At 57.5% G+C, this 24,071-nt stretch carries 23 protein-coding genes; 12 read left to right on the forward strand and 11 right to left on the reverse strand.

The genetic code is table 11. The features are described from left to right. Window positions 1-138 precede the first annotated feature (138 nt). From upp to E0L20_RS15670, 3 genes are all read left to right on the forward strand, one after another. Entirely contained in the window at window positions 139-765 is a 627-nt protein-coding gene (upp, locus tag E0L20_RS15660) for a uracil phosphoribosyltransferase (protein WP_022648979.1), read from the forward strand. Window positions 766-851: 86 nt separating this feature from the next. Next, window positions 852-2,141 carry a uracil permease gene (gene uraA, locus E0L20_RS15665; protein ID WP_131634752.1) on the forward strand — a complete coding sequence of 430 codons (1,290 nt, stop codon included), beginning with the start codon at window positions 852-854 and terminating at the stop codon, window positions 2,139-2,141. A gap of 96 nt (window positions 2,142-2,237) precedes the next feature. Then, window positions 2,238-2,939 carry a DnaA inactivator Hda gene (locus E0L20_RS15670; protein WP_211438414.1) on the forward strand — a complete coding sequence of 234 codons (702 nt, stop codon included), beginning with the start codon at window positions 2,238-2,240 and terminating at the stop codon, window positions 2,937-2,939. Window positions 2,940-3,018: 79 nt separating this feature from the next. Here the strand turns inward: E0L20_RS15670 and E0L20_RS15675 are convergent, their stop codons facing one another. From E0L20_RS15675 to celB, 3 genes are read right to left on the reverse strand one after another with little or no spacing between them, the layout of a single operon-like run. Then, window positions 3,019-4,437 carry a leucyl aminopeptidase family protein gene (locus tag E0L20_RS15675; protein WP_131634753.1) on the reverse strand — a complete coding sequence of 473 codons (1,419 nt, stop codon included), beginning with the start codon at window positions 4,435-4,437 and terminating at the stop codon, window positions 3,019-3,021. Beyond that, window positions 4,437-5,393 (reverse strand): glycosylasparaginase, encoded by a 957-nt coding sequence (locus E0L20_RS15680; RefSeq protein ID WP_131634754.1) that lies wholly within the window; start codon window positions 5,391-5,393, stop codon window positions 4,437-4,439. Before E0L20_RS15680 ends, E0L20_RS15675 begins: the two co-directional genes overlap by 1 nt. A 3-nt stretch (window positions 5,394-5,396) precedes the next feature. Then, the gene (gene celB / locus E0L20_RS15685; protein ID WP_131634755.1) at window positions 5,397-6,716 is read right to left on the reverse strand and encodes a PTS cellobiose transporter subunit IIC; all 1,320 of its coding nucleotides are present in this window, start codon (window positions 6,714-6,716) and stop codon (window positions 5,397-5,399) included. A gap of 147 nt (window positions 6,717-6,863) precedes the next feature. On the opposite strand from celB, the gene E0L20_RS15690 reads away from it, so the two are divergent. Next, window positions 6,864-7,688 (forward strand): XRE family transcriptional regulator, encoded by an 825-nt coding sequence (locus tag E0L20_RS15690; protein ID WP_131634756.1) that lies wholly within the window; start codon window positions 6,864-6,866, stop codon window positions 7,686-7,688. Here E0L20_RS15690 and arsC read toward each other — a convergent pair. Both arsC and bepA read right to left on the reverse strand, forming a co-directional pair. Beyond that, window positions 7,685-8,041, reverse strand: a complete 357-nt coding sequence (gene arsC / locus E0L20_RS15695) for an arsenate reductase (glutaredoxin) (RefSeq protein WP_131634757.1) — start codon at window positions 8,039-8,041, stop codon at window positions 7,685-7,687. The two genes, E0L20_RS15690 and arsC, sit on opposite strands and share 4 nt — an antisense overlap. Window positions 8,042-8,054: 13 nt before the next feature. Continuing rightward, entirely contained in the window at window positions 8,055-9,518 is a 1,464-nt protein-coding gene (bepA, locus tag E0L20_RS15700) for a beta-barrel assembly-enhancing protease (protein ID WP_131634758.1), read from the reverse strand. A gap of 220 nt (window positions 9,519-9,738) precedes the next feature. Between bepA and E0L20_RS15705 the strand changes: the two genes are divergently transcribed. Continuing rightward, complete coding sequence (locus E0L20_RS15705; protein WP_131634759.1) at window positions 9,739-10,803, forward strand: AI-2E family transporter; 1,065 nt, start codon at window positions 9,739-9,741, stop codon at window positions 10,801-10,803. Window positions 10,804-10,899: 96 nt separating this feature from the next. On the opposite strand, the gene bcp is transcribed toward E0L20_RS15705, so the two are convergent. Together bcp and E0L20_RS15715 are read right to left on the reverse strand one after the other, a co-directional pair. Further along, window positions 10,900-11,370: a thioredoxin-dependent thiol peroxidase gene (gene bcp / locus E0L20_RS15710; protein ID WP_131634760.1), complete on the reverse strand. Its 471-nt coding sequence runs from the start codon at window positions 11,368-11,370 to the stop codon at window positions 10,900-10,902. Next, the gene (locus E0L20_RS15715; protein ID WP_131634761.1) at window positions 11,370-11,939 is read right to left on the reverse strand and encodes a glycine cleavage system transcriptional repressor; all 570 of its coding nucleotides are present in this window, start codon (window positions 11,937-11,939) and stop codon (window positions 11,370-11,372) included. The genes bcp and E0L20_RS15715 overlap by 1 nt, the downstream gene beginning before the upstream one ends. Window positions 11,940-12,084: 145 nt before the next feature. Here E0L20_RS15715 and dapA point away from each other — a divergent pair, with 145 nt between their 5' ends. The 6 genes from dapA to ypfH all read left to right on the forward strand — a co-directional run bounded on the left by dapA (window position 12,085) and on the right by ypfH (window position 18,542). Continuing rightward, complete coding sequence (dapA, locus tag E0L20_RS15720) at window positions 12,085-12,963, forward strand: 4-hydroxy-tetrahydrodipicolinate synthase (protein ID WP_131634762.1); 879 nt, start codon at window positions 12,085-12,087, stop codon at window positions 12,961-12,963. A gap of 16 nt (window positions 12,964-12,979) precedes the next feature. Beyond that, window positions 12,980-14,014 carry an outer membrane protein assembly factor BamC gene (gene bamC / locus E0L20_RS15725; protein WP_131634763.1) on the forward strand — a complete coding sequence of 345 codons (1,035 nt, stop codon included), beginning with the start codon at window positions 12,980-12,982 and terminating at the stop codon, window positions 14,012-14,014. 109 nt (window positions 14,015-14,123) lie between these two features. Next, window positions 14,124-14,837 (forward strand): phosphoribosylaminoimidazolesuccinocarboxamide synthase, encoded by a 714-nt coding sequence (purC, locus tag E0L20_RS15730; RefSeq protein ID WP_131634764.1) that lies wholly within the window; start codon window positions 14,124-14,126, stop codon window positions 14,835-14,837. Between the two features lie 120 nt (window positions 14,838-14,957). Continuing rightward, window positions 14,958-15,827 carry a KPN_02809 family neutral zinc metallopeptidase gene (gene ypfJ / locus E0L20_RS15735; RefSeq protein ID WP_131634765.1) on the forward strand — a complete coding sequence of 290 codons (870 nt, stop codon included), beginning with the start codon at window positions 14,958-14,960 and terminating at the stop codon, window positions 15,825-15,827. Further along, entirely contained in the window at window positions 15,827-17,773 is a 1,947-nt protein-coding gene (locus E0L20_RS15740) for a tRNA(Met) cytidine acetyltransferase TmcA (RefSeq protein ID WP_131634941.1), read from the forward strand. The genes ypfJ and E0L20_RS15740 overlap by 1 nt, the downstream gene beginning before the upstream one ends. Before the next feature lie 73 nt (window positions 17,774-17,846). Next, a complete protein-coding gene (gene ypfH / locus E0L20_RS15745) occupies window positions 17,847-18,542 on the forward strand; it encodes an esterase (protein ID WP_131634766.1) in 696 nt (231 codons plus the stop codon). Between the two features lie 93 nt (window positions 18,543-18,635). On the opposite strand, the gene E0L20_RS15750 is transcribed toward ypfH, so the two are convergent. The 3 genes from E0L20_RS15750 to E0L20_RS15760 are packed head-to-tail and all read right to left on the reverse strand — an operon-like array spanning window position 18,636 to window position 20,345. Beyond that, window positions 18,636-18,833 carry a hypothetical protein gene (locus tag E0L20_RS15750; protein WP_023308751.1) on the reverse strand — a complete coding sequence of 66 codons (198 nt, stop codon included), beginning with the start codon at window positions 18,831-18,833 and terminating at the stop codon, window positions 18,636-18,638. 24 nt (window positions 18,834-18,857) lie between these two features. Continuing rightward, window positions 18,858-19,985 (reverse strand): succinyl-diaminopimelate desuccinylase, encoded by a 1,128-nt coding sequence (dapE, locus tag E0L20_RS15755; RefSeq protein ID WP_131634767.1) that lies wholly within the window; start codon window positions 19,983-19,985, stop codon window positions 18,858-18,860. Window positions 19,986-19,988: 3 nt separating this feature from the next. After that, window positions 19,989-20,345: an ArsC family reductase gene (locus E0L20_RS15760; RefSeq protein WP_131634768.1), complete on the reverse strand. Its 357-nt coding sequence runs from the start codon at window positions 20,343-20,345 to the stop codon at window positions 19,989-19,991. Between the two features lie 387 nt (window positions 20,346-20,732). Here E0L20_RS15760 and ypfM point away from each other — a divergent pair, with 387 nt between their 5' ends. Further along, window positions 20,733-20,792, forward strand: coding sequence for a protein YpfM (gene ypfM / locus E0L20_RS15765; protein WP_015572204.1), 60 nt, complete (start codon window positions 20,733-20,735; stop codon window positions 20,790-20,792). Between the two features lie 108 nt (window positions 20,793-20,900). Here ypfM and acrD read toward each other — a convergent pair whose 3' ends face one another. Then, a complete protein-coding gene (acrD, locus tag E0L20_RS15770) occupies window positions 20,901-24,014 on the reverse strand; it encodes a multidrug efflux RND transporter permease AcrD (protein ID WP_131634769.1) in 3,114 nt (1,037 codons plus the stop codon). Window positions 24,015-24,071: the final 57 nt, after the last annotated feature.

Consider the following 24,071-nt stretch of genomic DNA (forward strand, 5'->3'; position numbering starts at 1 on the left):
GCACCCAAGCCGGAGCCCAGCCTCCGGCTTTTTCATTTATGATTGATGCACGTCAAGCAACATGGGTATGGCCTAATCCGAAAAAAGCGGTATAATCCCGCGATTTTTTTGCGGATGCCACCTCAGAGGAGAAAGAGAATGAAGATTGTGGAAGTGAAACACCCACTCGTTAAACACAAGTTGGGCCTGATGCGTGAGCATGACATCAGCACGAAGCGTTTTCGCGAACTGGCTTCTGAAGTGGGCAGCCTGCTGACCTACGAAGCGACCTCTGACCTCGAAACCGAAAAAGTGACCATCGAAGGCTGGAACGGCCCGGTACAGGTTGAGCAGATCAAAGGGAAGAAAATTACCGTAGTGCCAATTCTGCGTGCCGGTCTGGGCATGATGGAAGGCGTGCTGGAGCACGTGCCAAGCGCGCGTATCAGCGTAGTGGGTATCTACCGCAACGAAGAAACCCTTGAGCCAGTTCCTTACTTCCAGAAGCTGGTGTCCAACATCGACGAGCGCATGGCGCTGGTGGTTGACCCAATGCTGGCAACCGGCGGTTCTATGATCGCTACCATCGACCTGCTGAAGCAGGCGGGCTGCAGCAGCATTAAGGTGCTGGTTCTGGTGGCGGCACCGGAAGGTATCGCGGCGCTGGAAAAAGCGCACCCGGACGTTGAACTCTATACCGCGTCTGTCGATCAGGGGCTGAACGAGCACGGGTACATCATCCCGGGGCTTGGCGATGCCGGCGACAAGATTTTTGGTACTAAGTAATCGAATAACGATAAAGAAGCCGACTTTGATAGTCGGCTTTTTTTTGAATAAAACGCCAATAACAATACAACTCAGAGGAAAACACTATGACGCGCCGTGCTATCGGGGTGAGTGAAAGACCGCCGCTTTTACAGACTATCCCGCTTAGTTTGCAGCACCTGTTCGCCATGTTTGGCGCAACCGTGCTGGTGCCAATCCTGTTTCACATTAACCCGGCCACCGTGCTGCTGTTCAACGGCGTCGGCACGCTGCTGTATCTCTTCATCTGTAAAGGTAAGATCCCGGCGTATCTGGGATCGAGCTTCGCCTTTATCTCACCGGTTCTGCTTCTGCTGCCGCTGGGTTACGAAGTCGCGCTGGGCGGCTTTATCATGTGCGGCGTGCTGTTCTGCCTGGTCTCCTTCATTGTGAAGAAAGCCGGTACGGGCTGGCTGGACGTGATGTTCCCGCCTGCGGCGATGGGCGCAATCGTTGCCGTCATCGGTCTTGAGCTGGCGGGCGTCGCGGCGAACATGGCCGGTCTGCTGCCTGCGGACGGACAATCGCCGGATTCCAAAACCATTATCATCTCGCTGGTGACGCTGGGCGTGACGGTATTTGGCTCCGTGCTGTTCCGCGGCTTTATGGCAATAATCCCGATCCTGATCGGCGTGCTGGCGGGCTACGCGCTCTCCTTCGTGATGGGCGTGGTGGATACTACCCCGATTGCTCAGGCGCACTGGTTCGCGCTTCCAACCTTCTACACCCCGCGCTTTGAGTGGTTTGCCATCTTCACCATTCTGCCTGCGGCGCTGGTGGTGATCGCGGAACACGTCGGCCACCTGGTGGTGACGGCGAACATCGTTAAGCGCGATTTAATCCGCGACCCGGGCCTGCACCGCTCCATGTTTGCCAACGGTTTCTCGACCATTATCTCGGGCTTCTTCGGATCCACGCCAAACACCACCTACGGTGAGAATATCGGCGTAATGGCAATCACCCGCGTCTACAGCACCTGGGTTATCGGCGGGGCGGCAATCATCGCCATTCTGCTCTCCTGCGTCGGCAAGCTGGCTGCGGCGATTCAGATCATCCCGGTGCCGGTGATGGGCGGCGTTTCTCTGCTGCTGTACGGGGTGATCGGTGCCTCCGGTATCCGCGTGCTGATTGAATCCAAAGTGGATTACAGCAAGGCGCAGAACCTGATCCTGACCTCCGTTATCCTGATCATCGGCGTGAGCGGCGCGAAGGTGCACATCGGTGCGGCAGAGCTGAAGGGCATGGCGCTGGCGACCATCGTGGGCGTAGGCCTGAGCCTGATCTTTAAGCTGATTTCCGTTCTGCGTCCTGAAGAAGAAATTCTGGATGCGGACGACAGCGAAAAAGCACCACATTGATCGAAAAGTCGGGCGAGGGATCGCCCGGTTCTCTCCTTGCAGGTTCCGTGTTAAACTCCATTCCGATTTTACGTAGGATCTCTGGTTGAGGTATTTCTGAACGGACCGGCACAGCTCTCTCTGCCACTTTATCTTCCTGACGACGAAACTTTCGCGAGTTTCTGGCCGGGCGATAACCCCTCTTTACTGGCTGCACTGCAAAACGTGCTGCGCCAGGATCACAGCGGATACATCTATATCTGGTCACGCGAAGGCGCGGGGCGCAGCCACCTGCTGCATGCCGCCTGCGCGGAGCTTTCAGCGCGCGGTGACGCGGTAGGCTACGTGCCGCTGGATAAGCGTACCTGGTTTGTGCCCGAGGTGCTGGAGGGAATGGAACACCTCTCGCTGGTTTGCATCGATAATATCGAATGCGTGGCGGGGGATGAGCCGTGGGAAATGGCGATCTTTAACCTCTACAACCGCATTCTGGAATCGGGCAAAACCCGGCTGCTGATCACCGGCGATCGTCCCCCGCGCCAGCTCAACCTGGGGCTGCCGGATCTGGCGTCTCGTCTGGACTGGGGGCAAATCTACAAGCTGCAGCCGCTGTCGGATGAAGACAAGCTTCAGGCGCTACAGCTGCGCGCAAAACAGCGCGGGTTTGAGCTGCCGGAAGACGTGGGCCGTTTCCTGCTTAAACGACTGGATCGCGAAATGCGCACTCTGTTTGACACGCTCGATCAGCTCGATCGCGCCTCCATTACCGCCCAGCGCAAGCTGACCATCCCGTTTGTGAAAGATATTCTCAAGCTTTGAGTTTTTTTGCCCGGTGGCGGCTATGCCTTACCGGGCCTACGAAAACCCGTCATACCTTGTAGGCGCAGCCGCCACCCGGCTAAAGATCTCCCAACAGATGCTCCACTAAAAGCGGAATCGGTCTTCCCGACGCCACGCTCCGCCCGCTTTCACGCCACAGCGCCGTACCGCTAATGTCCAGATGCGCCCACGGAACAGTTGGCGGGCAGAAGTGGTGCAGCAGCCACGCCGCCGAGGCGCTAATCGCCGCATTGTTGGTCGGCGTGTTGCACAGGTCGGCAATCGCGCTGTCGGTCTGCTTTTTCAGCCGCGCGTCCAGCGGCAGGGACCATACTTCATCGCCGCTCTGCTTACCCGCCAGCGTCAAAGCCGCGCGCAGCGGCTCATCCTGCGTCATTAACCCGCTCAGCTCATACCCCAGCGCCTTCACCACCGCACCGGTTAAGGTCGCTATATCAATAATATAGCGCGCCTGCGGATGGCGCTGGCTGGCCCAGGCGATGGCGTCCGCCAGCACCAGCCGCCCTTCGGCATCGGTGTTGTTGATTTCAACCGTAGTGCCGTTGCAGGCCGTAGCCACCGTGCCGGGCTGCATGGCGTCCGGCCCGATGGCGTTTTCCGCCAGCGCCAGCACGCCCATGATGCGCACGGGAAGCCCCAGCTCTGCGACGGTCAGCATCAATCCCAGCACGTTAGCCGCGCCGCACATGTCGTATTTCATGGTATACATGCCCGCGCCTTCCTTCAGCCACAGGCCGCCGGTATCAAAGGTAATGCCTTTGCCGACATAGCAGCGCACCGGGCCGTCGCTGGCACCGTCATAATGAATCGCCAGCAGGCGCGGCGGACAGGTTGCCCCTTTGCCGACGGCGTGCAGCAGCCCCAGACCTTGCTCAACGATCTGCTTTTCATCCAATGCTTCACACCGGAGGGCGGGGAAGGCGGCGCAGAGCCTTTGCGCCTCTTCCACCACAAACTGCGGCGTGCAGCGGTCGGACGGGATATCCGCCAGACGTCGCGCCGCGACCATGCCGTGGGCGATGGCCTGCTGCTGGCGGAAAATAACCGCCAGCCGGTCCTGCTGTTCGGGTAAGCAGAGTGCGGTGATGCGCTCAAGACGGGCCGTGTCACTGGTTTTCTTCAACTGCAAATCGCTCAGCCGGTGCGCCTGATTAAAGAGAAAACGCAGCACCTGCGCCAGCACCACGTCGTCGATATCAGTCACGTCCAGTATCAGCTCGGGGCTGACGGGCGAGGCCAGCAGCGGGCGCAGCGCCGTCAGTAATCCTTCGGTCAGGCTATCCTGCCAGAGGGCGTCGGGCAGCAGGGTGATTCGGGCAAACGGGGCACAGCCAAAGCGGGTATCCGCGATGCCGTCAGACTCGCGCATTTCTGCGACAAGCGCATTTTGCGGCAGAAGGTGACTGCTCGCGCGGGCAATCAAGTGGCTCTGCGGCTTCGCGTCAGAAAGCGCGGTGATAAACTGATAGGTAATCATTATTGCTCCTCAATCGGCGCGCGGATCCGCGCGGCATAGGCCTGCATCCATTCGTCATCCACGGCCTGGTAATGCGTTTTCTCCCGCAGGCGCTCGGTACGATAAACGGTGAGGGGCTGGCGAGCCGACGCCACCACGAACGAAAATGTTTTGATGTTGGTGGCAGCACCAAATTCGCCCCTGTTGTTCATGCACACCACGGAGAGATCGCCCACGCGACCAAAGCGCGACATCAGCCTGTCCTCCAGTTCGAACACCACGGAGTCTGCCGCCTGCTGCGGCGTCATGCCCTGCGCCATTCGGCGGACGATTTCATAGCTGGTGCAGCCCTTCATCAGGTCTTCACCGACGCCCGTGGCGGTGGCGGCACCGGTTTCGCTGTCGCAGTAAAAGCCGGAGCCGATAATCGGCGAGTCACCGATGCGGCCGCGCTTTTTCATAAACAGGCCGCTGGTGGAGGTGGCGACGCTCATCGAACCCTGTTTATCGAGGCCGATAATGCCGACGGTGTCGTGCCCGTCGTAGGGGCTTAAGCCCTTATCCAGCGTTTCGCGGCAGCGTTTTCGGTAGTGCTGCATGGCGCGGTCGGTGAGCATGGCTTTATCGGCAAAGCCCTGGCTCAGCGCCCATTCGCGCGCGCCCTGGCCGACCAGCAGGCTGTTGTAGCGCTGGCGGCTGAGCGCGTGCGCCACGCGCACCGGGTTGGCGATATCCACCAGATTGCCTACCGCGCCAAACGCCAGCGTGTCGCCATCCATATAGGCCGCGTCAAGCTCGACCTCGCCGTTCTCGGTCGGTAGGCCGCCGTAGCCGACGGATTTATAGAAAGGAAAGTCCTCGACGGCGGCGACGGCATCCACCACCGCAGCGGAGACCGGTTTGCCCGCAGCCAGCGCAGACGCAGACTCCGTTACGCCTTCAAGCGCCATTCGCCAGGTTGCGATAATTCCCCACATGCTTTACTCCTGTTTTGCAAGGGTGGTGTCGGTTTGCGTAACGCTGGCAACTTCCGCCGCGCGGTACTGTTTATCCAGGATACGCATGAAAGGCAGATACAGCATGGCGCCGATCAGCAGGTTGAGAAGCTGCATGACGCTGCCGCTCAGGTGTCCGGTGACGATAAAGCCGCTGATCACCGGCGGCAGCGTCCACGGAATAAATACCCCGGTGGTCACGGCAACCGCGCCAATCTTCATTGCGGCATACTGCACGGTAACCAGCACCAGCGGCACCAGGTTGAACGGGATAAGCATGATCGGGTTCATGATCACCGGCAGGCCAAACAGAATCGGTTCGTTGATGTTGAATACCGATGCCCCCGCGCCGAGGCGCGCCACTTCACGCATGTTTTTGCTGCGGGCGAAAATCAGCATCGCAATCACCAGCGACAGCGTTGCGCCCGCGCCGCCCATCCAGATCATGTCAAAAAACTGTTCGGTGATGATGTGCGGCGGCGTCGTGCCTGCCTGAATCGCGGCGATGTTGTCGGTCTGGTTCTCCATCCACAGCGGGCGAATGATGCCGTTGATCATCGAGCCGGAGTTAATGCCCACTGACCACAGAATGGTGATGCTGAACACCGTCATCAGCGCGCCAAAGTAGGAGGTGCCGTAGTGGCGCACCGGCGTGGCGACGACCTCATAGATAAACTGGTGGATGGTGTTGTAGTGGGTGTTTTCAAAGACGATGCGGATGCCCAGCACCAGAATCATCACCAGCAGCGCCGGGATCAGCGCGGCGAAAGATTCCTGCACCGCCGGGGGCACGCCGTCCGGCATTTTTATCACCAGCTTTTTGCGCTTCAGCCAGCAGAACAGCTCCGTCCAGATCAGCGAGCCAATCATCGCCACGAACAGCCCTTTGCTGCCGATCCACTCCACCGGCATCACGGTGATGCCGCCGTTTTCCGCCACTTTGATGAACGGGGTCAGGATCAGAAACGCAACCAGCGCCAGAATGCCGCAGGAGATACGGTCTTCACCGTAGTGCTCCGCCAGGCGAAACGCCACCAGGAAGCTGATAAACAGCGACATGGTGGAGAACACCGCGTTAAACGGAATTTCGATAATCGCGCTCCAGCTCTCACCAAAGGCCTGAGACATAAACTGCTGATAGGTTTGATTCGGGAACGACGAGATCACCAGCAGAATAGAGCCGACGATGATAAACGGCATGAATGACACGTAGGCCCCGCGAATGGCGCCCAGATGACGCTGCTGGGCCGTTTTGGCCGCCAGCGGCATCAGTTTTGCTTCTAGAAATCCCAGAACATTGTTCATTGTGAACTCCGTACAAGATTGAGGGGTGTTGTTTGTGTTATGTCTGGGGATTATCAGTGAAGCGTGGCGAACGAAAGGTGAAATCGGTCACAAAGCATTCGCTGATGCTATATAAATCTCACAAGATTGGTTTCGGGGATTCATGCGATGGAAATTAAGCTGCACGCTAATGCCACTACGACGCCACGTATTCGTCGCTACCTTCAGCAGTCTGATAAAAGCGACCGGGAGCTGGCCGTTGAGTTAGGGATCTCGGTCACTACCGTCAGGCGCTGGCGCAACCGCGAGCAGGTTTCCGATAACCAGACGACGCCGAAGGTGATACACAAAGCGATGAGACAGGAGCAAATCGCTCTGGTGAACGCCCTGCGCGACATGCTGGGCGCGCCGCTGGACGAGCTGCTGCTGCTGGTGAACGAGGTGCTGGGCATCCCGGTTTCCCGGGCAACGCTGAATCGCTATCTTAAACCTGCCTCCGCAAAACCTAAGGACGCGGGCCCGCAGGGGAAACAGGCGCTGAAGGCGGGCATCGTGCCGCATAAGCTGGTTCTGCATCATCAGCCCCTGTCGCTGCACATGGATGATGGCGGGGAGCAGCACCTGCTGTGGGCGCGTGAGCCGGTAAGCGGCTGGTGCTACGCCCGGCTTTACGCGGGACTCTCGCCCCAGCTGCTCACCCACTGGACGCAGGCGCTGCTTGAGGCTTGCCCGGCTGATATACAATCCGTTGAGACTTTCGGCTTTCAGCTGGAGCTTCCGGCGCAGGACGTCGAAGTAAAAATAGGGTCGCAAAAGCACGGCGCGGTGCAGGTCACGGTGCCCTTACACGACGTTATTCCGCAGGTAAAAAAGACCCCTGTCGGGGAACTGCTGGTTCAGCTGTGTGAATTTTACAACCGGGGAAAAGCGCAGAAAAAACTGGGAGATAGCACGCCGCAGGCCTTTCTGGAAGGGCTGCGGCGTAAAGATTAGATGATGTCCAGCACGTGTTCCGGCGGGCGACCAATGCGTGCCTTGCCGTTGGCGACCACAATCGGGCGCTCAATCAGCTTTGGATTTTCAACCATCGCCTGAATCAGCTGCTCCTCGGTAAGATGCGCATCGTCCAGATTCAGCGACTTATACAGATCCTCTTTCTGGCGCATTAGCTCGCGCGCGCTGCCCATCTCCAGCATATTCAGCAGGTGGCGGATCGTCTTTGCGTCCGGTGGCGTTTCCAGATACAGCACCACCTCCGGATCGACGCCGTTAGACTTCAGCAGGCTGAGGGTGTCGCGGCTCTTGGAGCAGCGGGGGTTATGGTAGATTTTTACCGCGTCTGTCATGACATCTCCTTGATTACATCTTCTCGTACGGCTTGAAGCGCTGCTGCAGCCCGCGCAGCTGATCGATACGCGCATCGTAACGCGCCTGCTGCAGGCTGCCGAGCTTGACCTGCGAACTGGCGCTGCTCAGCATCGATATGGCCTGGTCAAGACGCCCGACCAGCGCAAAGCCTTCGGCGCGCGCCGCAAGCTCCTGGTCGCGATTGCCCAGCTGGGCCTCGGCCTGAGCAAGCAGATCCCAGCCGTTTTGATCGTCTTTATTGTTAAAGGTGTAGCGGTTCAGGATGGTCGCCGCTTCGCCCGGCTGACCGCCCTGCAGGTAAGCATTCGCCAGGTTGAGCTGCAGCACCGGGTTGGTACGCACGTCTTTCGCCCCTTTCAGACGATTGATGGCGTCGGTGGCTTTTTTCTGCCCCAGATCGATATCGGTTGAAAGGTCGAGATACCACGGATTGTTAGGATCGGCGGCCAGCAGCGGCTGCAGCGTTTTGCGCGCCTCGTCGTATTTACTGGCCTCCATCGCCTGCAGCGCCTGCCCGTACTGCGCGGCATTTTTCTCACGCACGTTGCCCTTTGCCAGCGCGTCCAGCAGGTCGCTGGTGAGCTGGTTACGCCCGGAGTTATACATTCCCAGCGTTCTGACTTTCGCCATATAGAAATCCTGCGACGACTGGACTACCACCGGACGCATCTGGTTGGCGCGGTTACGGGCATCCGACAGGCGGCTTTCCGGCAGCGGGTGCGTCAGCAGAATTTCAGGTGGACGCGTCGAATAACGTGCCTGATCCAGCAGTTTTTCGAGGAAGCTCGGCATCGCCTGCGGATCAAAGCCCGAGCGCTGGAGCACCTGGATACCGATGCGGTCCGCTTCTTGCTCGTTTTGCTGCGTGAAGCTGATCATGCCCTGGCGCGTTCCCGCCAGCGTACCGGTCAGTGCCGCCATCCCGGCCTGCGGGCTGGCCATCGCCAGCAGAATGGAGCCGAGTGCGCCCACCCAGGTGAGCGGGGCGTTACGCTTTTGGTCTTCCATTGCGCGCGCCAGGTGGCGCTGGGTGACGTGAGAAATTTCGTGCGCCATCACCGACGCCAGCTGGCTTTCGTTGTCGGAGTAGCGGAATAACGCCGAATGCAGCACCACGTTGCCGCCAAAGAAGGCGAAGGCGTTGATTTCGTCGTTATTGATTAAATAGAAGTGGAAGGGCGTTTTCACCGAGTCGGCGTGGGCAACCAGGCGCATCCCCAGGCCGTTAATATACTGCACCAGCAAGGGGTCATTGATCAGCGGGGCGCTGCCGCGCAGCTGGCGGACATAGTAATCACCCATCTGCATCTCTTGCCCAATAGAGAGCGTGCTTCCTGCCGTGGTCCCCATATCCGGCAATGAATCGGACGAGTCAGCAAAAGCAGGCATGACCTGACCGACCGCCATTGCGGCAATCAGCGTTGCAACCAGTGTTTTTCTCAACTGCCTGAACATAACCACTGTCCTGTATTTTGGATGTGCTAATTTGACCGATGAACCGGCTTATCGTTCATCTCCACTGCTCTGCGAGTGTAGCCGTGTTGTCGCATGAAGAAAATCCCATTCATCAGGGTTTTGCGAATCGTTACAGTGATACAAAAAGGAAAGTCTTTTTTGTGACAGTTCGATACAATTCACATTCTCACTCCCGCCATCCGATTCAGGGAAGGGTTGTATGCTCGAAATGTTAATGCAGTGGTATCGGCGTCGTTTTAGCGATCCAGAAGCCATTGCTCTGCTGGTTATTCTGCTTGCCGGGTTCGGTATTCTTTTCTTCTTTAGCGGCCTGCTGGCCCCCCTGCTGGTGGCGATTGTGCTGGCGTATTTGCTGGAATGGCCCACGGCACGTCTGGAGAATATCGGCTGTTCCCGCCGCTGGGCGACCAGCATCGTGCTGGTGCTGTTTGTCGGCATATTATTGCTGATGTCATTTGTGGTGATGCCCATCGCCTGGCAGCAGGGGATCTACCTGATCCGCGATATGCCCGGCATGTTGAACAAGCTGTCTGATTTCGCCGCCACGCTGCCGCGTCGTTATCCGGCCCTGATGGATGCCGGGATCATTGATGCGATGGCCGAAAATATCCGCGCCCGCATCATGACGATGGGCGACTCGGTGGTGAAATACTCTCTGGCCTCGCTGGTCGGGCTGCTGACGCTGGCGGTTTATCTCGTACTCGTCCCGCTCATGGTATTTTTCCTGGTTAAGGATAAAGACCAGATGCTGAACGCCGTCAGGCGCATTTTACCGCGCAATCGCGGGCTGGCTGGGCAGGTATGGGAAGAGATGAACCAGCAGATCACCAACTACATTCGCGGCAAAGTGCTGGAGATGATTGTGGTGGGCGTGGCGACCTGGATTGGGTTCCTGATCTTCGGCCTGAACTATTCGCTGCTGCTGGCGGTGCTGGTGGGGCTTTCCGTGCTCATTCCGTATATCGGCGCCTTCGTGGTGACTATTCCGGTAGTGGGCGTCGCGCTGTTCCAGTTTGGCCTCGGCACCGAGTTCTGGAGCTGTTTCGCGGTCTACCTGATCATTCAGGGGCTGGACGGTAACCTGCTGGTGCCGGTGCTGTTCTCGGAAGCGGTAAACCTGCACCCGCTGGTGATTATCCTGTCCGTCGTGATTTTCGGCGGTCTGTGGGGATTCTGGGGCGTGTTCTTTGCGATTCCGCTGGCGACGCTGATTAAAGCCGTGGTCCATGCGTGGCCGGATGTGCCGGCGGTTGAAGAGAAGTAGTTTTTGTGCGGCCTGATGCCCTCACCCCGACCCTCTCCCACGGGGAGAGGGGGAAAACACTAAAAACGGCAACCTGGGTTGCCGTTTTGCTGTTTATCAAGCACTCTCTTTCAACCACTTCAACACCACGTCGTGGTGGTTACTGGTTTTGAAGTCATCGAATACGTGTTCAACTTTACCGTTAGCGTCGATCAGGAAGCTGATACGGTGGATGCCGTCATAGGTCTTGCCCATAAAGGACTTCTCGCCCCAGACGCCAAACTGCTCGCAAACCTGGTGGTCTTCATCGGAAAGGAGGGTGAAATTCAGGACCTCTTTTTCCGCAAATCGTGACAGCTTCTCTGGTTTATCGGTGCTGATACCTAGCACTTCCACACCGACTTTTTTCAACTCGTCCATGTTGTCGCGTAAGCCGCAGGCCTGTACGGTACAGCCCGGGGTCATGGCTTTCGGGTAGAAATAGACCAGAACGCGCTGTCCCTGGAAGTCGGTCAAATTTACTTGCTCGCCGTCTTGATCCGGTAAGCTAAATTTCGGTGCGATGTCACCGGCTTTCAGTGGATTCATTACTCAACTCCATCCTGTTCGTGCTGCGAATAATTGACGACGCTTATACTGCCCTGCGCGTGTAATTCTGTACAGAGGGCTTTGAACGCTTGCTCAATATTTGATGCATCCTGCGAGGCAGGACTGTGCGCGGTAATTTGAATAAACAGCACCGGAAGATTGTTGCTATCGCTGGTTTGCGTGCGGGAAACCAGTTCAGCAATGTTCATCTGATGGCTGTCAAAAAGCGCGGTAAAGCGCTCAATCAGATGGGGGGAATCAGGCACTTCAACCTGCACCCAGACGGTTGCGGGCATTGCCGGACGTGGGCGCGCGTTGGTGCGCTTCATCACAATCAGTAAATCCAGCTCGGCGCCTTTCAGCGGCAGGGTCGATTCAATCAGCGTAATGGCGTTCCATGTCCCGGAAAGCAGCATAATAAACGTGAACTCTTCGCCCAGCATCGCCAGACGACTGTCTTCGATATTACAGCCGCAGCTGCTGACGTGACGGGTGATGGTGTTCACAATACCCGGCCTGTCGGCACCCAGCGCAGTGATAACCAGGTAATGTTGTGATGAGGTTGTCAAACCTGTTCTTCCTTTGCTTGGTTAAGTCTTCCTAAGGAAAGCATAAAAAAAACATGCATACAACCGCCTGAGAGCCTCAGGTCGCTTGCTTTTATTACAGTTCCAAACGTAACATTGAGACTCTTGTTCGCACAGAGGATGGCCCATGTTCACGGGAAGTATTGTCGCGCTTGTTACACCGATGGATGAAAAAGGTAACGTCTGCCGGTCCAGCATGAAAAAGCTGATTGATTACCATGTCGCCAATGGAACCTCGGCGATCGTTTCGGTAGGGACTACCGGTGAATCTGCAACGCTGAGCCACGAAGAGCACGGCGATGTGGTTATGTTGACCCTCGAACTGGCTGACGGGCGTATCCCGGTCATCGCAGGTACGGGTGCGAACGCAACCGCAGAGGCTATTAGCCTGACCCAACGTTTTAACGACAGCGGCATCGTGGGCTGTCTGACGGTGACCCCTTACTACAACCGTCCAACTCAGGAAGGTCTGTTCCAGCATTTCAAAGCCATCGCTGAACATACTGACTTGCCGCAAATTCTGTATAATGTGCCGTCCCGTACCGGTTGCGATATGCTGCCGGAAACCGTTGGCCGTCTCTCGAAAGTAAAAAATATTATCGCGATTAAAGAGGCAACGGGGAACTTAAGCCGCGTTCATCAGATCAAAGAGCTGGTTTCAGACGACTTTATTCTGCTGAGCGGCGACGATGCGACCGCGCTGGACTTTATGCAGCTCGGTGGTCACGGTGTGATTTCCGTAACGGCGAACGTTGCGGCCCGCGATATGGCGGAAATGTGTAAACTGGCGGCTGCGGGTCACTTTGATGACGCTCGCGTGGTCAATCAGCGTCTGATGCCATTGCACAATAAATTATTTGTCGAACCCAATCCGATCCCAGTGAAATGGGCATGTAAGGAGTTGGGACTTGTAGCAACCGACACGCTGCGTCTGCCAATGACACCGATTACCGACCACAGTCGTGACATCGTTGCTGGCGCGCTGAAGCATGCCGGTTTGCTGTAAAGTTTAGGGAGATTTGATGGCTTATTCAGTACAGAAGTCGCGCCTGGCGAAGGTTGCGGGTGTTTCGCTTGTTATGCTGCTCGCTGCCTGTAGTTCAGACTCGCGCTACAAGCGCCAGGTGAGCGGTGATGAATCCTATCTGGATGCCGCGCCGCTTGCTGAACTTCACGCACCTGCCGGCATGATCCTGCCGATTCAGAACGGCGATTATAATATCCCCGTGACGAACGGCAGCGGTCTGGTAGGAAAAGCGCTCGATATTCGTCCACCGGCTCAGCCGCTGGCGCTGGTGAGCGGGGCGCGTACCCAGTTCACCGGCGATACGGCATCGCTGCTGGTTGAAAACGCCCGTAACAGCACGCTGTGGCCGCAGGTGGTGAGCGTCATTCAGTCGAAGAACTACACGATCGATAAACGCGATGACGCCAGCCAGACCTTAACCACGGACTGGATTGAATGGAACCGTCTGGATGAAGATCAGCAGTACCGCGGTCGTTATCAAGTCTCCGTGAAACCACAGGGCTATCAGCAGGCGGTAACCGTTAAGCTGCTGAACCTGGAGCAGGCGGGTAAACCGGTTGCTGATGCGGCGTCCATGCAGCGTTACAGCACCGAAATGCTGAACGTGATTGCCGCCGGTCTGGATAAGAACGCCACCGACGCCGCGAATGCTGCGCAGGGCCGCAGCGGTTCTACCTTCGACGTGCAGAGCGCCGCAGATGATACCGGTCTGCCAATGCTGGTCGTGCGTGCACCGTTTAACCAGACCTGGCAGCGCCTGCCAGCGACGCTGGAAAAAGTGGGCATGAAGGTTACCGACAGCACGCGTTCAACGGGCAGCATGACGGCAACGTACAAGCCGCTGTCTGACAGCGCCTGGCAGGAACTGGGAGCACGCGATCCACAGCTGGCTTCTGGTGACTATAAAATCCAGGTCGGCGATCTCGATAACCGCAGTAGCCTGCAGTTTATCGACCCGAAAGGTCACACGCTGACCCAGTCGCAGAACGATGCGCTGGTCGCCGTCTTCCAGGCGGCATTCAGCAAATAAATATGAGGGCTGGTTAATCCAGCCCTTTTTATTTTCGTGCCACGCAAACGTGTGCGTGGCATAATATCCCCAGTTTTGAACACAAATCATCACACCAGGAGTAATCAAGATGCAGAAGCAAGCTGAGTTGTATCGTGGCAAAGCGAAGACCGTATACAGCACGGAAAACCCGGATCTGTTGGTGCTCGAGTTCCGCAATGATACGTCAGCAGGGGATGGCGCACGCATTGAGCAGTTCGATCGTAAAGGCATGGTGAACAACAAGTTCAACCACTTCATTATGACCAGGCTGGCCGAAGCGGGTATCCCGACTCAAATGGAAGCCTTGCTCTCCGATACGGAATGTCTGGTGAAAAAGCTGGATATGGTTCCGGTTGAGTGCGTTGTTCGTAACCGTGCTGCGGGCTCCCTGGTGAAGCGTCTGGGCATTGAAGAAGGTATCGAACTCAATCCACCGCTGTTCGACCTGTTCCTGAAAAACGACGCCATGCACGACCCGATGGTCAACGAATCTTACTGCGAAACCTTCGGCTGGGTGAGCAAGGAGAATCTGGCGCGTATGCAGGAGCTGACCTACAAAGCGAACGACGTGCTGAAAAAGCTGTTTGATGACGCGGGCCTGATCCTGGTCGACTTTAAGCTGGAGTTCGGCCTGTTCAAAGGCGAAGTGGTGCTGGGCGATGAGTTTTCACCGGACGGCAGCCGCCTGTGGGATAAAGAAACCCTGGATAAAATGGACAAAGACCGTTTCCGTCAGAGCCTCGGTGGCCTGATCGAAGCGTACGAAGCGGTTGCCCATCGTTTAGGCGTTAAGCTCGACTAATCCCCTCATTTGCCAAGGGATGTTCGCATCCTTTGGCGTCTTACCTTTGTTTCCTATGGTAATCCTGCCGTTAACCGCCTACGATCATAGCTATTATTAATGGAATAGTTCGAGGTAGTTATGCGCTGGCAAGGGCGTCGTGAAAGTGACAATGTAGAAGACAGGCGCAGTAGTGGCGGCGGTGGCCCCTCAATGGGCGGCCCCGGCTTCCGGTTACCCAGCGGAAAGGGCGGTATTATTCTGCTGATCGTGGTGCTGGTTGCAGGCTATTACGGCGTCGATCTCACCGGCTTAATGACCGGCGAACCGCTGCAACAGCAGCAACAATCTCAGCATTCAATCAGCCCGAATGACGATGAAGCGGCCAAATTTACCTCCGTTATCCTTGCGACGACCGAAGACACCTGGGGTCAACAGTTCGAGAAAATGGGGCGTACCTATCAGCAGCCGAAACTGGTGATGTACCGGGGCGCGACGCGCACCGGCTGCGGAACAGGGCAGTCGGTAATGGGGCCGTTTTACTGCCCGGCTGACGGCACCGTCTATATCGATCTCTCATTTTATGACGACATGAAAAACAAGCTGGGCGCCGACGGCGATTTTGCTCAGGGCTATGTCATTGCGCATGAAGTGGGTCACCACGTGCAGAAGCTGCTGGGGATTGAGCCTAAGGTGCGTCAGCTGCAGCAGAATGCGTCTCAGGCGGAAGTGAACCGTCTATCCGTGCGCATGGAGCTGCAGGCGGACTGCTTCGCGGGCGTCTGGGGCCACAGCATGAAGCAGCAGGGCGTACTTGAGTCCGGAGACCTGGAAGAGGCGTTAAACGCAGCGCAGGCCATTGGCGACGATCGTCTCCAGCAGCAGAGCCAGGGGCGCGTCGTGCCGGATAGCTTTACGCACGGGACGTCTGAACAACGCTATAGCTGGTTCAAGCGCGGCTTCGACAGCGGCGATCCGGCGCAGTGTAATACCTTCGGCAAAGCTATGTGATGCTGCCGTTTGTTAATCTGATCGACCAGCTTACGCGCAAAGGGCAGCGTCGGCTGGTGGTGCTCAGCGGCGATGCGCAGTGGACGGCTGCGCAGGCCGCAGCGCTGCGAAACGATCTGCCCGGCGACTGGCTGTGGCTGGAGGATAACCCCTCGAAGGCCATCAGCGGCCTGCTGGGGCGCGAGTTTCTGCACGCTGTTTTTGACGCGCGCTCGGGGTTCGATGTTTCCGCCTTTGCGGCGCTGAGCGGTACCCTGCGCGCCGGCAGCCTCCTTGTGCTGCTGGTGCCGCCGCTGGCGGGCTGGGCGCAGATGCCGGACGCAGATTCCGTGCGCTGGAGCGACAGCCCCGAGCCGATCGCCACACCGCGCTTTATTCACCATTTTTGCCGTACGATCGCTGACGACCCGGACGCGATCGTGTGGCGGCAAAACCAGCCGTTATCGATTCCCTCTTTTCCAGACGTCCCCGACTGGCAGCCTGCCAGCGGCGCGCCGCAGCGCGAGCAGGCTGAGATCCTGAACAAAATTCTGTCCCTGCAGAGCGGCATTGTCGCCGTCACGGCGGCGCGCGGGCGCGGAAAGTCCGCCCTGGCCGGGATGTTGCTCAACAGTATTGAGGGCAGCGCCGTCGTTACCGCTCCGGCTAAAGGCGCAACCGACGTTATCGCCCGCTTTGCCGGGGATAACTATCGCTTTATGGCGCCGGACGCGCTGCTTGCCTCTGCGATTCAGGCCGACTGGCTGATTGTCGACGAGGCGGCTGCAATTCCTGGCCCGCTTCTTGAGAAGCTGGCCGCGCGTTTTCCTCGCGTGCTGCTAACGACCACGGTGCAGGGGTATGAAGGAACGGGCCGGGGGTTTTTGCTGAAGTTCTGCGCCCGGTTCAGCGCCCTGCAGCGGTATAGCTTATCCGCGCCGGTTCGCTGGGCTGCCGGGTGTCCGCTTGAACGGGTCGTTGCCCGCGCGCTGCTGTTTGACGATCGGCTTATCGACCGTAAGCCGGAAGGTGAGGTGCGTTTCGCGGCGCTGGAACCACGTGCGTGGGAGAGTAACCCGCCGCTGGTGGCGAGCGTGTATGAGCTGCTGTGCGCCGCGCACTATCGTACTTCACCGCTTGATTTGCGCCGGATGATGGACGCCCCCGGCCAGCATTTTGCCGTCGCGCAAACCGATTCGGCTATCGCGGGCGCGCTCTGGCTGGTGGATGAAGGCGGGCTAAGCGCAGCTCTTAGTCGTGCCGTCTGGGCGGGATTCAGGCGTCCACGCGGCAACCTGGTGGCGCAGTCGCTGGCGGCGCACGGCGGTTCGCCGCTGGCGGCAACGCTGAAAGGACGACGGGTCAGCCGCATTGCGGTGCATCCGCATCGCCAGCGGGAAGGCATCGGGCAGGCACTGATCCGCAGTGCGCATGGGGAGGATTATCTTTCGGTGAGTTTTGGCTATACCGACGAGCTATGGCGTTTCTGGCAGCAGTGCGGCTTTGTGCTCGTGCGGATGGGCAGCCATCGTGAGGCAAGCAGCGGCTGCTACACCGCGATGGCGCTCCTGCCGCAAAGCGAGGCGGGGCAAACGCTGTGTGAACACGCGCACCGCCGCCTGTGTCGCGATGCGCGAGTATTATCCGCCTGGAACGACGAAAAGATCCCGGTGAACGACGGCTGGGACGCTACCCTTAATGATGATGACTGGCTGGAGCTGGCCGGGTTCGCCTTTGCGCATCGGGCGTTTTCGACCTCTGTCGCAGCCTTAACGCGCCTGCTGTTAAACGTTGAGCTACCGCTTCCGTCCCTTCGCGGAAAAATGGCCGGGGAAACGGACGGCGCAGGACGAAAAGCGCAGCTGGCAAATCTGCGCAAGGACGCGGCGCAGGCGCTTGAAAGCCTTGATCGTGCGCGCTGTCAGCAGTTGAAAGACGCTATTTTGCAATGGCAATTTTTTCAATGACTTATTCAGTAAACTGGCATGGTCATTACCCCGCAGAGGCGTAGAATTCTGCTTATCAATTAAGGAGAACGCCATGAAACACGACCACTTTGTAGTTCAAAGCCCTGAGGCCCCGGCTAAACAGTTACTGCTTCTGTTTCATGGCGTGGGCGATAATGCCGTCAATATGGGGCAGATTGGCAGCTGGTTTGCGCCGATTTTCCCGGAGGCGCTGATCGTCAGCATCGGCGGCGTGGAGCCTTGCGGCCCGAACGGGCGCCAGTGGTTCTCGGTGCAGGACGTGACGGAAGAGAACCGGCAGGAACGCATTGATGCCATCATGCCGACTTTTATCGACACCGTACGCTACTGGCAGCAGCAGAGCGGCGTGGGTGCCGATGCCACCGCGCTGATTGGCTTCTCGCAGGGGTCAATCATGTCGCTGGAAAGCGTTAAGGCAGAGCCTGGCCTGGTATCCCGCGTGATTGCTTTTAACGGTCGTTTTGCGACCTTACCGCAGCGCGCCACCACCCGGACGACGATCCATCTGATCCACGGCGGTGAAGATCGGGTGATTGAGCTTTCGCATGCGGTCGCCGCGCAGGAAGCGCTGATCCGCCAGGGCGGAGACGTGACGCTGGATATTGTTGACGATCTGGGGCACGCCATTGACGATCGCAGCATGCAGTTTGCGCTCGACCATCTGCGTTACACCGTGCCGAAGCACTATTTTGATGAAGCGCTCAGCGGCGGTAAGCCGAATGATGATGATATTGTAGAGTTTATGTGAGGTTTTTCCCCCTCACCCTGACCCTCTCCCCGGAGGGGAGAGGGAACATGGCCCCCCTCGCCCCTCCGGGGAGAGGGGCTGGGGGTGAGGGGATTACTTCTTCTGGTCCTTATTCGGCCAGTCGTCGTCATCGTCCCACTTGTCGTTGAAATCGCGATGCGGTGGAAGGTCCGGCTTGTTGGCGAGGAACTTCTTGTGGTCAACGCGCTTAAGGTCTTTAATCACGTTAAGCAGTACGCCGACCAGAAACACCAGCACCAGAATCCACCAGTACTTTGAAAGCCAATCCATTCGCTAATCCTCTTTAGGCAGCCGTCAGGCGACGAGCTGCTCCATGATACGTTGATACATACGGGCCAGCAGTTGTAAATCTGCCGCGTTCACACATTCATTGATTTTGTGAATCGTTGCGTTTACCGGACCCAGTTCGACAACCTGTGCACCCATGCGGGCAATAAAGCGTCCGTCGGAGGTGCCGCCCGTCGTCAGCAGCTGTGGCTTAATTTCATTATAGTGCGCGATGGCGTTGACAACCGCATCCACCAGCTTGCCGCGCTGCGTCAGGAACGGCTGGCCGGATACCCACCACTCTACGGTATAGCGCAGTTGGTATTTTTCAAGCAGCGCGAGCACGCGGGCTTTGATCGTCTCGTCGGTCAGTTCGGTGCTGAAGCGGAAGTTGAACTGGACGAAGAAATCACCGGGGATGACGTTGTTGCTGCCGGTACCGGCCTTAACGTTAGCAATCTGCATGCTGGTCGGCGGGAAGAACTCGTTGCCTTTATCCCACTCGATGCCCACCAGCTCGTTCAGCATCGGGGCCGCGCGATGTACCGGGTTATCGGCCAGATGCGGATAGGCAACGTGCCCCTGAACGCCGTGGATCGTGAGGTTACAGGTCATCGACCCGCGACGTCCGTTTTTCACTACGTCGCCCACCGCTTCGGTACTGGACGGCTCGCCCACCAGACAGTAGTCCAGGCGTTCGTTGCGCGCCATCAGCGCCTCAACGACTTTAACCGTGCCGTTATGCGCGCTGGCTTCTTCATCGGACGTGATCAAAAACGCGAGGCGGTTTTTATGATTTGGATGCTGGGCCACGAAGCGCTCAGCGGCAACAACCATCGCCGCCAGCGAGCCCTTCATGTCCGCCGCACCGCGGCCAAACAGCATACCGTCGCGGATGGTTGGCTCAAAAGGCGGGTTGATCCAGCGATCGGCATCACCCGCGGGAACGACGTCGGTATGTCCGGCAAAGGCCAGCGTTTCACCCTGGCCGCGCCATGCCCAGAAGTTTTGCGTGTCGCCAAAATCCATGTGCTCCACGGTAAACCCGATGGCGCACAGGCGCTCAATCATTAATGCCTGACAACCTGCATCGTCCGGGCTAAGGGAAGGACGGCGAATAAGCTGCTGAGTCAGCTCAATGACCGGGCATGACATAGACTACACCTCAACGAAAAATTCAGAATAAAGGGTTTCACTGAAACCCAGCAGCATAGGCTGCCCTGGCTTGCAGAGCAATGGGCGTTTGATAATAGCCGGCATTTCCATCATCAGTTTTGCCGCGCTGTCAGCGTCGGTGATGCTGGCCCGCAGCGACTCGTCCAGCTTGCGCCAGGTGGTTCCGCGCGTGTTCAGCAGCGCTTCCCAGCCAAGCTCGTTAATGGCGGTATGCAGGAATTCTGCATCAAGTCCGTCAGCACGGTAATCGTGGAAGCGATACTCGACGCTGTTAGCCTCCAGCCAGCGGCGGGCTTTCTTGATGGTGTCGCAATTTTTAATGCCGTACATCACAACCATGGTGAATCCTTTTGCTCTTATGACGATTAAATGTTCAGTAATTTCGAAGATATATCCTTATGTGAAATATAACACAGCCAGGAATTCTCTCGATTTACAATTCTTCTTAATTCAACTTACACCTGTGCGCTGAATATTCTTTCATCATTTAAGCATAGATGTCCATCATGTTTAAAATTCTAATAAACTCAGGGGGTAAAATACTTCTCACCCGGTCGTAGGGTTATTTCAAAATATTGCTATCCGTCACACAAAATTTGACGCTTCGCGTTCATATTTATCATAAATCCCTGACTGCAGCGGGGTATAATCGCAGCGATAGGTTAAGCAGGCTTCACAATGATGATACGTTTTCGTAGAATGCGCATAATAATAAGAGAGGTCGTTATGATTGAACGTGAACTGGGGAACTGGAAAGATTTTATCGAAGGTATGCTTCGTAAATGACATTCAGTAAGAATGCAAGAGCACTAAAATAAGTAAAATAACCATAGTGTGAATTAATCACACAATAAAAAGGCGGCCCTCGAGAGCCGCCTTTTTTATTTCACGCCGTTATTCCGGACGCTCTTTCAGCGGGAAGCGGCGACGCACCAGCACAAAGAACAGCGGCACGAAATAGATCGCCAGAATCGTTGCTGAAATCATGCCGCCCATTACCCCTGTGCCCACCGCGTGCTGGCTGCTGGAGCCTGCGCCAGAGCTGGTCGCCATCGGCAGCACGCCAAAGACAAACGCCAGTGAGGTCATCAGGATCGGGCGTAAGCGCTGACGGCAGGCGTAGAGCGTGGCCTCCATCAGGTCGTGGCCTTTCGCATTCATCTCATTGGCAAATTCGACGATCAGAATGGCGTTTTTCGCCGACAGGCCGATAACGGTGAGGAGCCCGACCTGGAAGTACACGTCGTTCTCCAGGCCGCGCATCCAGGTCGCCAGCAGCGCGCCGATCACGCCGAGCGGAACCACCAGCATCACCGAGAACGGCACTGACCAGCTTTCATACAGCGCGGCGAGACACAGGAACACCACCAGCAACGACAGCGCGTACAGGGCAGGCGCCTGCGCGCCGGAGAGGCGCTCCTGGTAAGACATCGCCGTCCACTCCAGGCCAAAACCAGTCGGCAGCTCCTGCACCAGTTTTTCCATGATATCCATTGCCGTACCGGTACTGACCCCCGGCGCGGCTTCACCCACAATTTCCAGCGCGGAATAGCCGTTATAGCGTTCCAGACGCGGCGATCCGGTTTCCCAGCGCGAGGTGGCGAACGCGGAGAACGGCACCATGCCGCCCGCGTTATTACGCACGTACCAGCGGTTGATATCGTCCGGCAGCATGCGGTATTTGGCGGCGGACTGAACGTACACTTTCTTCACGCGGCCGCGATCCATAAAGTCGTTCACGTAGCTGGAGCCCCACGCGGTTTGCAGCGTGTCGTTAATATCATCGATGGAGACGCCAAGCGCCTGCGCCTTACGCTGGTCGATATCCACCTGCAGCTGCGGGCTGTCGTCCAGGCCGTTGTGGCGCACGCGGGTCAGCTGGGGATCTTTACCCGCCAGGTCGAGCAGCTTGTCGCGGGCGGCCATTAGCGCGTCGTGGCCTGCGCCAGCGTGATCCTGCAGCTCCATATCAAACCCTGCCGAACTGCCGAGGCCGCTGATGGCCGGAGGGCTGCTGGCAAATACCCGCGCCTCCTTAATGTGGCTGAAGGCTTTGGTCGCGCGCTCGATAATGGCAAACGAGGAGCCCGTGTCGCTATCGCGCTGGTCCCAGTCCTTCAGGCGCACGAACATACGCGCCACGTTCTGCCCGTTGCCGCCCGGGCCCGAACCGACGGTGGAAAAGACCGAAACAACGTTATCTTTCTCTTTGGTATGGAAATAGTCCTCAACCTTCTGCACCACCTTCAGCGTCTGCTGCTGCGTTGAGCCGCTCGGCAGCTGAACGGAGGTGATAAACATGCCGCGATCCTCCAGCGGCAGGAAGGAGGTCGGCAGACGCAGGAACAGGAACACCATGCCGCCCAGCAGCAGAACGTAGACCACCATCCAGCGCACGCTGCGGTGCAGGATCTTGCCCACGCCCGCTTCATAGCGCGCCGCATTGCGGTTAAACATGCGGTTGAACCAGCCGAAAAAGCCTTTCTGACCGTGATGCTCACCCTTGTGTAAGGGTTTAAGAAGGGTGGCGCACAGCGCCGGCGTCAGGATCATCGCCACCAGCACCGAAAGCACCATCGCAGAGACGATGGTGATCGAAAACTGACGGTAAATCGCGCCGGTGGTGCCGCCAAAGAAGGCCATCGGAATAAACACCGCCGAGAGCACCATCGCGATGCCGACCAGCGCGCCCTGAATTTGCCCCATCGATTTTCGCGTGGCCTCGCGCGGCGATAGCCCTTCCTCGCTCATGATGCGCTCGACGTTTTCCACCACCACGATGGCATCATCCACCAGCAGACCGATGGCCAGCACCATCGCGAACATCGTCAGGGTGTTGATGCTGTACCCAAACGCATACAGCACGGCGAAGGTGCCCAGCAGCACGACCGGCACGGCAATGGTGGGAATAAGCGTGGCGCGGAAGTTTTGCAGGAACAGGTACATCACCAGGAATACCAGTGCGATCGCTTCCAGCAGGGTTTTCACCACGTCCTCAATGGAGGCCTTAACGAAGGAGGTGGTTTCGTAGGCGACCTTGTACTCCAGGCCGTGCGGGAAATAGTGCGACAGTTCGTCAAGGCGATTTAGCACCAGCTCGGCGGTGGCCATTTCGTTCGCGCCGGAGGCCAGCTTCACCCCTAAACCTGACGCCTGATTACCGTTGAAGCGGCTCAGGTAGTCATATTTTTCCGCCCCCATCTCCACGGTGGCGACGTCGCCGAGACGCACCTCGGAGCCGTCCTGATTCACCCGCAGGGTAATATTTCTGAACTGCTCGGGCGTCTGGAGCAGGGACTGTGAGTTGATGGTGGCGTTCAGGGCCTGATTATCAACGGACGGCGTACCGCCAAGCTGGCCGACGGCTATCTGGGCGTTCTGCGATTCGATAGCGTCGGTAACGTCTTTGGCCGTCATCTGCACGCTGTTCAGCTTGTTAGGATCCAGCCAGATGCGCATGGAATATTGTGAACCGTAGGCGTCGATATCCCCCACGCCGTTAATACGGCTGAGCGGGTCCTGAATATTACTCGCCACGTAGTCGGCGATATCCTGTTTATCCATCGAACCATCGGTCGAGACGAAGGCGATGGTCAGAATGTTGGTATCACCGGTTTTACGCACGGTGACGCCCTGATTTTGAACCGCTTGAGGCAGCTTGCGCAGGGCCGACTGCAGCTGGTTTTGCACCTGCTGCACCGCTTCGTCCGGGTCTGTCCCCGCCTTAAAGCTCAGTGTGACCGTGGCCTGGCCCGTGGCGCTACTTTGCGAGGACATGTACATCAGGTTATCCAGACCCGTCATGTTCTGTTCGATAACCTGCGTCACGGTGTTTTCCAGCGTCTGCGCAGATGCGCCGGGATAGTTGGCGGTGACGCGCACGTTCGGCGGTGCGAGATCGGGATATTGCTCAACAGGCAGTGAAGTAATGGCCAGGACGCCTGTCAGACACAACAGAATCGCAAGCACCCAGGCAAAAATGGGGCGATCGATGAAGAAATTCGCCATGAAAAAGTGACCTCGTTTTGCAGCACGTCATTGTTGTTTATTAGCCGCCTAACTTTA

Origin of the sequence: Enterobacter wuhouensis (genome assembly GCF_004331265.1) — a bacterium.
Classification (GTDB): Bacteria; Pseudomonadota; Gammaproteobacteria; order Enterobacterales; family Enterobacteriaceae; genus Enterobacter; species Enterobacter wuhouensis.

What these genes read in the sequence shown, in the direction of transcription:
- upp (WP_022648979.1), top strand. Translation starts at nt 139, where the DNA reads ATGAAGATTGTGGAAGTGAAACACCCACTCGTTAAACACAAGTTGGGC.
- uraA (WP_131634752.1), top strand. Translation starts at nt 852, where the DNA reads ATGACGCGCCGTGCTATCGGGGTGAGTGAAAGACCGCCGCTTTTACAG.
- E0L20_RS15675 (WP_131634753.1), bottom strand. Translation starts at nt 4,437, where the DNA reads ATGATTACCTATCAGTTTATCACCGCGCTTTCTGACGCGAAGCCGCAG.
- E0L20_RS15680 (WP_131634754.1), bottom strand. Translation starts at nt 5,393, where the DNA reads ATGTGGGGAATTATCGCAACCTGGCGAATGGCGCTTGAAGGCGTAACG.
- celB (WP_131634755.1), bottom strand. Translation starts at nt 6,716, where the DNA reads ATGAACAATGTTCTGGGATTTCTAGAAGCAAAACTGATGCCGCTGGCG.
- E0L20_RS15690 (WP_131634756.1), top strand. Translation starts at nt 6,864, where the DNA reads ATGGAAATTAAGCTGCACGCTAATGCCACTACGACGCCACGTATTCGT.
- arsC (WP_131634757.1), bottom strand. Translation starts at nt 8,041, where the DNA reads ATGACAGACGCGGTAAAAATCTACCATAACCCCCGCTGCTCCAAGAGC.
- bepA (WP_131634758.1), bottom strand. Translation starts at nt 9,518, where the DNA reads ATGTTCAGGCAGTTGAGAAAAACACTGGTTGCAACGCTGATTGCCGCA.
- E0L20_RS15705 (WP_131634759.1), top strand. Translation starts at nt 9,739, where the DNA reads ATGCTCGAAATGTTAATGCAGTGGTATCGGCGTCGTTTTAGCGATCCA.
- bcp (WP_131634760.1), bottom strand. Translation starts at nt 11,370, where the DNA reads ATGAATCCACTGAAAGCCGGTGACATCGCACCGAAATTTAGCTTACCG.
- dapA (WP_131634762.1), top strand. Translation starts at nt 12,085, where the DNA reads ATGTTCACGGGAAGTATTGTCGCGCTTGTTACACCGATGGATGAAAAA.
- bamC (WP_131634763.1), top strand. Translation starts at nt 12,980, where the DNA reads ATGGCTTATTCAGTACAGAAGTCGCGCCTGGCGAAGGTTGCGGGTGTT.
- purC (WP_131634764.1), top strand. Translation starts at nt 14,124, where the DNA reads ATGCAGAAGCAAGCTGAGTTGTATCGTGGCAAAGCGAAGACCGTATAC.
- ypfJ (WP_131634765.1), top strand. Translation starts at nt 14,958, where the DNA reads ATGCGCTGGCAAGGGCGTCGTGAAAGTGACAATGTAGAAGACAGGCGC.
- E0L20_RS15740 (WP_131634941.1), top strand. Translation starts at nt 15,827, where the DNA reads ATGCTGCCGTTTGTTAATCTGATCGACCAGCTTACGCGCAAAGGGCAG.
- ypfH (WP_131634766.1), top strand. Translation starts at nt 17,847, where the DNA reads ATGAAACACGACCACTTTGTAGTTCAAAGCCCTGAGGCCCCGGCTAAA.
- E0L20_RS15750 (WP_023308751.1), bottom strand. Translation starts at nt 18,833, where the DNA reads ATGGATTGGCTTTCAAAGTACTGGTGGATTCTGGTGCTGGTGTTTCTG.
- dapE (WP_131634767.1), bottom strand. Translation starts at nt 19,985, where the DNA reads ATGTCATGCCCGGTCATTGAGCTGACTCAGCAGCTTATTCGCCGTCCT.
- E0L20_RS15760 (WP_131634768.1), bottom strand. Translation starts at nt 20,345, where the DNA reads ATGGTTGTGATGTACGGCATTAAAAATTGCGACACCATCAAGAAAGCC.
- acrD (WP_131634769.1), bottom strand. Translation starts at nt 24,014, where the DNA reads ATGGCGAATTTCTTCATCGATCGCCCCATTTTTGCCTGGGTGCTTGCG.